At 49.6% G+C, this 11533-nt stretch carries 12 protein-coding genes; 8 read left to right on the top strand and 4 right to left on the bottom strand.

Annotation, left to right across the window (positions count from 1 at the left end; translation table 11 throughout):
- Positions 1-131: 131 nt before the first annotated feature.
- From C7459_RS21150 to C7459_RS21175, 6 genes are all read left to right on the top strand, one after another.
- Positions 132-446: a hypothetical protein gene (locus tag C7459_RS21150; RefSeq protein WP_109691262.1), complete on the top strand. Its 315-nt coding sequence runs from the start codon at positions 132-134 to the stop codon at positions 444-446.
- A gap of 117 nt (positions 447-563) precedes the next feature.
- The gene (locus C7459_RS21155; RefSeq protein WP_109691263.1) at positions 564-851 is read left to right on the top strand and encodes a hypothetical protein; all 288 of its coding nucleotides are present in this window, start codon (positions 564-566) and stop codon (positions 849-851) included.
- 339 nt (positions 852-1190) lie between these two features.
- A complete protein-coding gene (locus C7459_RS21160; RefSeq protein ID WP_109691264.1) occupies positions 1191-3764 on the top strand; it encodes an esterase/lipase family protein in 2574 nt (857 codons plus the stop codon).
- A 16-nt stretch (positions 3765-3780) separates the two neighbouring features.
- Positions 3781-4371, top strand: coding sequence for a hypothetical protein (locus C7459_RS21165; protein WP_109691265.1), 591 nt, complete (start codon positions 3781-3783; stop codon positions 4369-4371).
- 565 nt (positions 4372-4936) lie between these two features.
- Positions 4937-5245, top strand: a complete 309-nt coding sequence (locus C7459_RS21170) for a DUF2508 family protein (protein ID WP_245884676.1) — start codon at positions 4937-4939, stop codon at positions 5243-5245.
- A gap of 329 nt (positions 5246-5574) precedes the next feature.
- The gene (locus C7459_RS21175) at positions 5575-5841 is read left to right on the top strand and encodes a pro-sigmaK processing inhibitor BofA family protein (RefSeq protein ID WP_245884678.1); all 267 of its coding nucleotides are present in this window, start codon (positions 5575-5577) and stop codon (positions 5839-5841) included.
- Positions 5842-5902: 61 nt separating this feature from the next.
- On the opposite strand, the gene C7459_RS21180 is transcribed toward C7459_RS21175, so the two are convergent.
- Genes C7459_RS21180 through C7459_RS21190 form a run of 3 tightly spaced genes read right to left on the bottom strand, consistent with a single transcriptional unit; the run spans position 5903 to position 7349 of the window.
- Positions 5903-6253: an EamA family transporter gene (locus C7459_RS21180; RefSeq protein WP_245884680.1), complete on the bottom strand. Its 351-nt coding sequence runs from the start codon at positions 6251-6253 to the stop codon at positions 5903-5905.
- 2 nt (positions 6254-6255) lie between these two features.
- Entirely contained in the window at positions 6256-6636 is a 381-nt protein-coding gene (locus C7459_RS21185; protein ID WP_109691266.1) for a DUF2304 domain-containing protein, read from the bottom strand.
- Positions 6637-6647: 11 nt separating this feature from the next.
- Entirely contained in the window at positions 6648-7349 is a 702-nt protein-coding gene (locus tag C7459_RS21190) for a glycosyltransferase family 2 protein (RefSeq protein WP_109691267.1), read from the bottom strand.
- A gap of 200 nt (positions 7350-7549) precedes the next feature.
- Here C7459_RS21190 and C7459_RS21195 point away from each other — a divergent pair, with 200 nt between their 5' ends.
- The gene (locus C7459_RS21195; RefSeq protein ID WP_109691268.1) at positions 7550-7744 is read left to right on the top strand and encodes a sigma factor G inhibitor Gin; all 195 of its coding nucleotides are present in this window, start codon (positions 7550-7552) and stop codon (positions 7742-7744) included.
- 146 nt (positions 7745-7890) lie between these two features.
- Positions 7891-11322: an efflux RND transporter permease subunit gene (locus tag C7459_RS21200; protein ID WP_109691269.1), complete on the top strand. Its 3432-nt coding sequence runs from the start codon at positions 7891-7893 to the stop codon at positions 11320-11322.
- Positions 11323-11430: 108 nt separating this feature from the next.
- Here the strand turns inward: C7459_RS21200 and C7459_RS24205 are convergent.
- The coding region (locus tag C7459_RS24205; protein WP_146200985.1) for an IS3 family transposase at positions 11431-11533 on the bottom strand (103 nt) is incomplete at its 5' end.

Here is an 11533-nt window from a genome sequence, read left to right on the forward strand (position 1 = left end):
TGAGAGATAATCAATCGTAATCTAACGAAAAAGACAGAAGTTCATTCGCTGTAAACTATAGTGTACAGTAAAATGAGAGTATACCTCGCTAAATCAATTCTACCACATCACCCCTACTAGGAGGATTTCCCATGACCACCAAAGCCATCTCGCACCGTCCGATCACCATACGTTGGCCGAATGAGGACACAGGTGAGTACTTTAAAATCCCCGGTTGTATGATCAATGAAAACTCCGTCCTCGCCCTCTTCGACCATCATCTCGAAGTTCACCTCGTCACACCTACAGAAGACCCCCATGAATTTGACCTGCAATTTGCTTCTAGCCCAATGTTTTATGTAGGTGACAACTTTCAAGACATTTATTTCGACCTCATGCACCTCACCATTGTCGAGTTCGCTACTAAGTATGTACACAGCGATTATCACACACACAACCCTAACTGATTCCGAAGAACTAATAAAAAAGAACGGCTAGGCTCCTTCGCAGAGCTGGCCGTTTTTTGTTAGTATTGAAATTTGCTTGGTTACTTACTAAGTCACTTTTACATGAAAGATGTTAGGATGTCTGAGCACAATTTGCCTTTGAACAGGTGGAAAGATACGACGAGCGGGGCGAATTTTGATCTGCGCGTGATGTTGCTGAAAATTCCCGATTATTCTGAGTATCAGCAATTTTTCCCCGTAATAAAAAAGGCGATCGATGCGTGTCAAAATAGTAATTTGGTGGTTTCTACCGATCAACTCGAGGATTTCCTCGACATGATCAAAACAGGAAAGGGTGCAAAGCGTGCCGTGGAATCTGTGCGCCTGACTCGGTACGCATGTTACCCTAATCATCCAAAACGCTGATCCGAATAAAGAGGTGCATTGTTTTGCAAAGTACAGTGCCTTTTGGTTGGAGATCACAATGGCAGTTTGATTAATTGTCCATAGAAGACAAATGGGTTGTACTAAGTATTGATTGAGGGCCAAGAAAATCAGGTAGGGAAGATGTTAACTGAAGGGGGACAAGTTGCCCTATAGAATTTTCTGAAGAAAAGATTAACTTGGATTTCGGCGGAAATAACACATCTAATACTTTTTTTGTAAAATATCATCACTATCACTCAATTAAGTGGAATGATGTGTTATAATTTCTACTAATATGGATACTTCCAAATAGTTTGCTACTTGATCGGAGGATGCTTAATGAAAAGAATCATTTTTCTGCCGGGGATTATGGGCAGCGAATTACATGAAGGCAAGGAGTTTCATGGAACGACTAAGAGGTGGTTCAAGGGTAGCGATAAACATTTAAAGAGATTGGAAATTGTACCCGGTCAAGAGGATTATATCTACGCAGGCGATCCCCTTGACTATGGCGATTTTCATGGGATTAAGGTTAAGAGTAAGCCAATTTATGGGCCACTTATGGAGAAATTGGATCGTCTTGGTTCAGATCAGGTTACTTTTCACAAATTTGGTTACGATTGGCGAAAAGATGTATTCGTTCATTGCACAGACTTAGATCAAATGGTTTCCCAATTCGGTAAGAATGATGAAATCATTTTCGTTGCGCATAGTATGGGTGGTTTGGTTACACATACATATTGTCAGTGGGCGAAAGCAAATAACAAGTTGCCTAATATTACAAAGGTTATCACTCTAGGCACACCTTGGCATGGGTCAGGTAGAGCAGTACAGATATTAAAATACGGATTTAATCACAAAAGTTTCATGGAGACGTTGGCTTGGCCCTCAAATGATGAAATTCGTAATATCGGCAGAACTTTCCCTTCTTTGGTGCAACTTCTTCCTCCAATACATTACGTGGCCTACAGGCGCTATCTGGTCTCCGAGGATAATAGGTCCTTGTCCTATAAGGAGTCAATGGATTACGTGAAGCAAATAGGTTGCGTAGTTCCTGACATGGAACTGTTAAACCAAAAGTTGCACATTACATTACAAAATCCTTGGCCCTCAGGTATTTCCCACTACAATCTTGTTGGTTGTACCCATGGAACCATGCTCAATTTACAACTGTCCTCAACAAAGGAAGACTATATGAACTTTTATGATGGTGACGAAACCGTCACTTTGCTCTCAGCTGAGCCCCCAGCAATTTACAACAGCATTATTATGTATACGGAGGCTACCCACGAAGGGCTGTGCTATTCTGAATCAGTAATCGAATGGATTGATTCCATAATCACACAAGGAGAACCTGTTGCATTACCTGAAATCAAGTCACACCATGTGCATAAAAAGGACTGGGTAACTTCGAGGGTTGCATGTCCTGTGGAAGTTGTAATCTCGGAAGAAGACCCTCAAGATACTCAGGTTGCTGAAAATCGCGTAAAAGCTAAAAGAAGCATCACGACCCATCAACTGGGGGACGTGACATATGTGGTTTATAACGAGACGGTGCCAAAGCAGTTGAAGGTTGAGTCCTACGGTCACGGACGGGCGATGGTTGAAACTCAGGTTATTAAGGATGGTGAGATTGTATCGGTTAATCGTTATCCATCGATCGATATCAATCCAACTACCAGAACCATTCTAAACGTGACTTTTGACCAAGAAAATGTCCCACACACTGAAGTACTTGTTTCCAATGAAACGCAGCAGGACTTCCCTAGCGAGGGTTATGCAGTGAAATTGCCTTCTAAGAAGGAAGTAATTGAGAAACCTACATCCTCAATTAAGCTGAACGCATTGGGGAATAGTAAAGGAAAGTATTTTGATGACCAAGGGGTTACATTCGAAATTAGATCCCGGTCAGGTCATCCAGACTTCGATATCTTAGAGACTCTGTATCGAATTAATCCTAAAGAGGACACTGAAGAGAACGAAGGCTGGAATCGTTACAAATCAGCAGTCTCGCTAACTATTGAAAAAGGGCTTATTTACGGGAAAAACGTAATTCAATATCGTAGTCGAGATGTCCTCGATAATCTTGAAGCTATTCGGACGAAAGAATTTATTGTCGAACATCCACTGCCGTACTTCTCGGTTAAGTTGCAGTTGGACCCCGAAACAAGTGTATCATTGTCCTTGGAATCCCCAAAGGAATCTAAAAGTAAGTACAAATTCTACTATTCAACTACTGAAAACAATGAAGGGCAAGGGGAACTTTACACAGAGCCCTTACGCTTCCGTTTTAACCCATCTACGACGGTATATGTGAGGGCAGAGGATATGTTTGAGCGAACAAGTGGGTGGAAAACTATAGATATTGACTTTGAAGGATTAATTGAGGAGCTGTGGAAACCTGAAGGGTTTGAGGGTACAATAAAAGATATAGTCGCTTTACTTCCTCAAAGCATTGAGGAGTTTAGACCTCAACCTGGAACCATGCTAACTGTAGTTGATGAAAAAATATCTGGCAAAGCCAAATCGCTGCATCTAACTTTCGAAAAGACCTCATATCAAATTGAATACAAGTTAACGCTAATTTCTTTCTATGAGTTCTATCTTGACAAACATTCGGAGCTCTACGATAAAGAAGAAAATGAGTTGACTCTTGGATTCTGGATTTTTGATAAGGATGGTAACCGGGAGAAGACTCTGGAGCCGACGGTGACATGTACCGTGTTTTCCCAAGGTGGGGTCTCGAAAGAAACCTTCAGGCCGGATGCAGTTCTATCTAATGATAAAGGACTATATACATTTAACGTTTGCTTGAAAGATTTGACCTTTTTACCTAGAAAAATGCGAATCGACTTCCGAGATTCTGAGAGTCGACCAAAGCCATTGAAGACGAGCGAGTTTAAATTCGAATAATTAGGAGGTGACCCCCATGAATGATATAGTATTTTGGATCCTATATTTATTAGGGGGGTTATCCTTCCTTACCTCGTGCGTTTACAGTAAGAAATATTTGCGTAACCCCAGTAATGTTATTTCTGCACACACAGAGATTTCAAGTATGATCATGGCATTGGGTTCGGGCGAAGTAGTATGGATTGCATTCTGGATTATGGCATCAAACTTTGCATATACGGAGTATTCTCTATTAGCCGGAATCCTACCTTTAGGCATAGCAGCATTCTCCCTCATAGCTTTTCTTTATGCTTACCTCAAAGGGAGGCTGGCTGAAAAGAAAAAAGAGCAATTACAACGGGACTATGTTTTGCCAGTTGTCGAACATTGGATCAACGAGTTACCTGGAGATTGCAAAATTGAACAACTGGTTTACCATGTTGATCGTGGTAGAAACGGAAGAATAACAGTAGGTGTGAGTATGTGCACTGACTGGCAAGTAGATTGGCACCAACAAGCAGACAGACTTAAGCGCGGATTCGAGGAACCAATTATTGTAGAAATCAGATCACAGGGCAAAAAAGTATATCCCAGCCCACACAATGTAAATCCGCGTAGTTGGCTCTAATGAAATGGCCTCAAAAGAGAAAGTGACCTTGATAACGAAGGCACTTTCTCTTTTTTTGGCAACTGAGAGGCAGTCAAATTACTGGACCATGCTCTACAACAAGAGCAAATTAAATACTTAGATATATAACTATTTGGTGCGGAATGGAAACCAACTAATCTTATTATTAGAAAATGGCAACCACAGATATAAATTACCGTTATTAATGAAGTGGGGGGAGGAGATCCAAAGGAACCGGCGACTTTTGTAGGAAATAAAATGGAAGTCTTGGAATATGTAAAAGGGTTGGATTGGATAATGATTTAGTACATAATGATGATGATCTAATTTACGCTGTTCTATGGACTGCGCAGGAGTGGATTTATGAGAAGATTAGATTGCTGAAAGTCGACTTCCAAAATTGAAACCAAATAAGCAATCAGACTCTCTCTGGGATTTTTTCCGTCTGAAAAAATCGGGCAAGTAACCTAGATGGTAACCCCAAACTCCTGTCATATCCCTCCACGAGCCTGACTATACTTCTACTAACCAATGGAACAAGAGGTTTGAGAAGGGGGCAAGCGACGTGGAGAAGCAGGAACAAGCGCGCCAGCCACAAGGCGGCAGATGGCAACGTCTCACCGATTGGTTGCGAGGTCGCGGGCCGGTCGAGGAGGAGACGTCTGATTATGACAAGCTCCGATTGGAGATCGAACAAGCGCACAAGGAGTGGTCGATTGCGCAGCAGCACATCGACCATGTGTCCGAGCCGGAGCTGATCGATCACGCCATCTACCACTTGGAAGCGACCGAACGCAAGTATGGCTACCTGCTGCGCGAGGCCAAGAAACGCTACGCACAACAAAGCGACAAGATGACCGAAACGTCCCTGTGAAGGGGCGTTTCGTTGTCATTTCCCCGTTTGGCTAATGTTGTAACGATGGATAACCACCACATGGTCAGTTATTTTTTTCGCATTTTCACAAATTGGAAACAAAAAAAGATGCATAAAACCCTCGACTTCTGCTATACTAAGAAGTAACCAACCAAAGTTTAACATTTTGGATGGCCTCCCAGGGCATTGGCGTACGTCGCCAATCGCTCCATTGAGACGGTGACCCGCATATTGCGGTGTCACCGCTTTTTTTTGCCTTCCCCTATCATTACGATTCCCCACGGTGCATAGAGTAGCAGTGAGGACAAGGGGAAGGGACTGAGACAAACATGACAGCTTGGCAAGTGATCGGACTGATGATCGGTGCCGTCGTGCTGATCTACCTCGTAGGGCAGTTCATGCGCGAACCGGGTGTTGCGTTGATGAACTTGTTGCGCGGGGTGATCGTCGGACTCGTGGCACTGTTTCTTGTGAATTTCGCCGGCCAGTACTTCGGGTTCCATATTGGGTTGAACCCGTTTACCGCGCTGACCGCCGGGTTGCTTGGACTCCCAGGTGTCGCGGCGCTCGTGGTCATCCAGATCTGGCTGGTCTAACAAAAAAAGCCTGTGCCGCAGATGCGGACAGGCTTTTTTTTGGCAAACAGATCATCAAATTCTACTCCAGCGAAACCAGAAACACCCCGGCGAGGATCACCGCGCCCCCGATCCAACGGGTCGTCGGGATGCTCTCGCCAAAAATCAACCACGCCGAGAGGATGCCGATGACATAGGCGAAGCTCTGCAGCGGGTAGGCGGTGGAGAGCTTCATGTTGTTGAGCACGACCAGCCACAGACCGGTGGCGATCACATACATGAAGCCCCCGAGGTAGATGCCCGGCGATGTGAGGACGTTCGTCAAGGACAGGCCGCCACTCATGTTCTGCAGGGCATTTTTCCAGACGATCTGCCCGCCCGACAGCAACAGGATGTTCAGGAGCAACAACCCGTATAGCATCAGTTTACTCATCCTCAACGACCCTCCTGTTTCTGGGGCACTTTGTGGGTCTGCTCGTCATGTTGGTAGATCGCCAGCTCCTGCGTCAATTTGACGACGCGGTCGGAGAGCTTGGAGACCACGGTGGTCAGGTGGAGCAGGTAGGCGAAGCAGAACAGCAGGGCGATCAGGAACAACAGCGACGGAGCATAGACGACGTCGAGCAAGTTCGCCAGCAGAATCAACCAACTGGATTTCAGCGAGACGACGACGATGATCACGCCGAGCACGATCCACATGATCGAGTATTGTTCGCGCAGGCGGCGACGGCGCACCAGCGAGAGCACGAACAGGACGAAAAACAGCGAGAACAGAATCGACAGCAGATAGATCACGGGTGTATTCCACACGGTCATGCGAGCCTCCCTTAGCGCGTGGCGCTGATCAGGACGGCGAGGCCGACCTTCACCATGTAGTAGATCGATTTGAGCGGTGTGATCGAGGAGGAGCCCGCTTGGCGCTCGCTCATCTCGACGGCGACCTCACGGAACTTCAGGCCGTTGCGCGAGATGTGGACGAGCACTTCCACTTCCGGATAATCGACCGGGTAATAATCTGCGAACATCGCGATCACGTTTTTGTCAGCGGCTCGGAAGCCGGAGGTGGGGTCTTTGCACGTTTCCTTCGTCACCCACTTGATCAGGCTGGAGAAAAAAATCATGCCCACGCGCCGCATCAGCGACGACTTGTAGGCGGTTTTCTCCACCCACCGGGAACCGACGGTGAAATTGACTTCTCCGCGCTCGATGGGCGCGATGACGTTCGGAATGTCATATGGGTCGTGCTGACCATCAGCGTCAATTTGCAACGCGATGTCATAGCCGTTTTTGTGTGCATAGAGGTACCCGGTCTGCATGGCACCGCCGATGCCGAGATTGAACGGCAAGTCGATGACCGCTGTCGCTCCGGCTGCGCGTGCCACCTGCACGGTGTTGTCGCGCGAACCGTCATTGACGACGACCACGTCGAGATCTTCGGACACCGCACGGATGCGTTGGATGACCGCAGCGATGCTGCCTTCTTCGTTATAGGCCGGGATGATCACCAGAACTTTTGATTGCAGGTTCATGTATTCCTCGCCTTTTCTACTAGAGATAGATGGAAGCCATTATCCAGTATGGACTAACTTTTCCCAAACTACAACCCACTACTGTTGAGAACAGACACGCACCAGCGTGGGCTTTTTTACATATAACGTATAAAAGATTCTGAACCTGCTATACTGGTTTACTAGAAGAGACGCAAGATTCGAAAGGATGGTGGGCGAGGATGGAAGAACACCACGAGCGAACCGGAGGGACCTGTATCGTCTGCTCCACACACAAGGAGCTGGGGATTCGCATCTACCAACAGTTCATGTGTACGGACTGTGAGCGGGAGATCGTGCAAACCGATGTGCAGGATGCCAAATACCCGTTTTACATCGACCGGATGAAGCAGATTTGGCTGTCGGCCACTTCATAGGAAGAGAGGCGAACCCGAGGGCTGGTGGGGTCGCCTTTTTTGCGATCTTGTCACATGTCAGGACGATTTTCAGCTATCTTTCTGACCCGCCAGTCAGTACAATATAAAGTAGGAAAGCAAGGCAATGGGGAGGGAATTGTGAAGTGATGAACATGACAAGGTTCTCCATGAAGAACGCCGGGTTGATTTTCTTGATCATCCTGATGATCTTTGGTGGGGGACTTTATTCCGTTACAACGATGAAGATGGAGCAACTGCCGAATGTAGACATTCCGTATCTTTCGGTCACGGTGGTCTATCCAGGGGCGACGCCCGACCAAGTGTTGGCGGATGTGGGCAAGCCGTTGGAGACGCAGCTCGCCACGGTCAAGGATGTCAAAAACCTCTACGTCACCTCGCTGGCCAATGCCGCCTATGTCACGTTGGAGTTTGACATGAAAAAGTCGATGGACGACGCGGAGAAGGACGTCCAGACGGCGCTGAGCAAAGTCCAATTGCCAGACAGCGTGAAAAAACCGGACGTGGCCAAGCAAGGCCCGTCCAGTGACGCGATCTATACGTTTGCCGTCGATGGCAACGGAGCGGAGCAAGAAACGGTCCAACAGTATATCGACCAGACGATGAAGCCGGCTCTGCAAGCGGTAGAAGGCGTCAGCAAGATCGAAGTCGACGGTGCCACGGACAAGAAAATGTTCGTCAAAGTCGACCCGACCAAGCTCAAGGAGCACAACCTGACGCTCGACAAAGTGAAACAAGCGTTGCTGGCCAACAACATCTCCGCCCCGACTGGTGCGGTGAACATCGAGGGCAAGTCGATGAACGTGCAAGTCGGCAAGCAACTGACCTCGATTGAGGATGTCAAAAACGTCAATCTGATCCTCGTCGAGCAAAACATGAACGGCATCACCGATGCGTTCCAGTCGATCGGTGAAGGCATGGGCCAACTCGGTTCCGCAGTGGGGACGATTGGACAAGGGCAAGCGCTGATGCAACAGGAAATCATGGTCATGGGCGGCATCAACCAACTCGCCACGCAACTGATGGCCGACCAAGCGGCGCTCCAAGCCAAGCAAGCTCAACTCGATGCCTTGCAAAAAGTGAACGCGCCGCAGGACAAGCTCGCACCGCTGCAAGGCGAGATCGCGGGCCTGCAAGCCAAATTACAAGGCGAGCAGAGCAAGATCACCGAACTGCAAGGCACCCTGACGCAGCTCCAAGCGGCGCTGAAAAAGTCAGGGGAGTCTCTGCAATCGTCAGGTGGGCAAAAAACGACCGCTCCGAGCGCTGACAGCGCTCAAGCGGGCGTCACCTTGAAGACGCTGAAACTGTCTGAGATCGCGGATGTGACCTATGAAGTGGGCGAGGTTGGCGCCTACACCCGCCTGAATGGCAAACCGGCGGTCGTCGTCGGGGTCTACCCGTCGATCGGGGCGAACACCGTCGATGTGGTCAAAGGCGTGCAGGACAAGCTGACCAGCATCAAGATGCCGGAGGGATACAGTGTATCAACCCTGCGCGACAATTCGGTGGAGGTCAAGAAATCGGTCGACTCGATGTTGCGCGAGGCGATTTTTGGCGCGGTGCTGGCGGCGCTCGTGACGCTTGCCTTCCTGCGCAACCTGCGCTCGACGATCGTGGCCCTGCTGTCGATTCCGCTGTCGATCCTCGTGACGATGGTCTGCATGAAGTACCTCGATTACTCGCTGAACATGCTGACGCTCGCCGGGGTAGCCGTGGCGGTCGGGCGAGTTGTCGACGACTCGATAGTCGTCATCGAAAACATCTACCGCCGCATCCAGATGTCCAGTCAGGAGGAGCGTGACGCGAACCTCGTGATGAGCGCAACGGGCGAAGTTTCCTCGGCGATCACCTCGTCCACGGTGACGACGATTGCGGTATTTGGCCCGCTGGCTTTTGTACCGGGCATCGTCGGGAAGTTTTTTGCCCCGTTTGCGTGGACGGTCGTCATCGCGCTGGCGTTCTCGCTGCTGATCGCGATCACCGTCGTGCCGCTGATGTCGCGTCTGTTCCTGCTCAACCTGAAACCGGTCGAGCACAAGGAAGGCTGGTTGCAAAACGGCTACAAGTCCCTGTTGCACTGGTCGCTCGGACACAAGACGATCGTCATCGTCATCTGTCTCGCGTTGCTGGCAGGCACAGGGGTGCTCGGGATGAAGATCCCGCGCAACTTCTTCCCCGCGGAGAAGACGACCGCCTACAACTTCACCGCCGACTTGCCACAGGGCTCGTCGCTGGAGCGTTCCAACGAAGTGGCGCTGAAAATGGAGAAGTTGGTGCAGGATACGAACGCGGTGACCGATTACAACACCACCGTCCATGCGGGCAATGTGCGCGTGCGTGCGACGTTGAAGGACACGGTGGACAGCGATGCGTTTGAGACGAATTTCCGGGACCAGATCAAGGCGGAGAATTTCGGAGAAGGTGTAAAAACCGCGCTGGCCGGCAAAGCGGGCATCGGTGGCAACGGCGACCTGTTCCTCGTCGTCAACGGGCCAGATCTGGAGACGATCAAGCAGGCTTCCGACGAGATGAAAAAAGCCGTCGAGAAAGTCTCGAACGTCGCAGATGTAAAAACCAACCTCGAAGGCACGCGCCCGCAAGTCTCGATCTCGGTCGATGACGACAAAGCGGCGGCCAATGGCGTGAACCCGGTGATGATCATGGGGGCTGTGCGCGACATGATCTCCGGTTCCACGGTGACCCATGTCACGCTGAACGGCAAGACGACCGAACTGAACCTCGCGTTGAAAGTGGACGGGCTGAACAGCACGGACAAGATCGCGCAACAAGCGGTCACCAATATGACGGGCAAGGATGTCAAAATTGGCGACATCGCCAAAGTCGAGCAAATCACCGGCGCGACCTCGGTCCAGCGCCTGAACCAACAGGAGTACGTCTCGATCTCGGGCAAGATCACCGACACCAACACGTCAGGTGTGCAAGCCCAAGTGGAGCAGGAGATCGCCAAACTCTCGCTTCCGGTAGGTGTGACGTACTACTTTGAAGGGGAGTCCAAAGCGATGGCAGAGGGCTTCACCAACATGGCGCTGGCGATTGGCGTTTCGATTGCGCTGGTGTACATGGTGATGATGATCGCGTTTGGCGAGATGCTGGCCCCGCTAGCGATTCTGTTCTCGTTGCCGTTTATCTTTGTCGGTTCGGTGGCAGGTCTGTACGTGTTCAACGAATCGCTCGGGATGCCGGCGATGGTTGGCATACTGATGTTGATCGGGATCGTCGTGACGAACGCGATCGTCCTGATCGACCGCGTGATGCAGAACCGAGCGAAGGGATTGAGCACGCACGAATCGTTGCTGGAAGCGGGCTCGACGCGGATTCGTCCGATCCTGATGACCGCCGTGGCGACGATCGGGGCGCTGGTTCCGTTGGCGATCTCGACGGAGGGTGGGATTATCTCACGGTCGCTGGCGATCGTGGTCATCTCCGGCTTGACGACCTCGACCCTGCTGACGCTGGTGGTCGTTCCGATCGCCTACACGATCCTCGACAACATCCGGTTCGCGCTGTTCGGCAAGCGCAAGGAGAAAAAAAACTGAAGCTGTCAGAAGTGTAAAGCGTACAGGTAGGGAACGAAAAAAGGCACATCCATTATGATCTGACCCCTGTCAAGTGGACAGAAAAGAAAGCCTAAAAATCAATAGGCGCTAAGCGACCATAGTCCGGTATCGTACCGGGCTATGGTTTTTTAGTCTGCTTTGGAATCGTTTATGGTTATAGAACTTCACGTAGCGTTTTACTGCTACTTCG

It is taken from the genome of Tumebacillus permanentifrigoris (assembly GCF_003148565.1).
Taxonomy (GTDB): domain Bacteria; phylum Bacillota; class Bacilli; order Tumebacillales; family Tumebacillaceae; genus Tumebacillus; species Tumebacillus permanentifrigoris.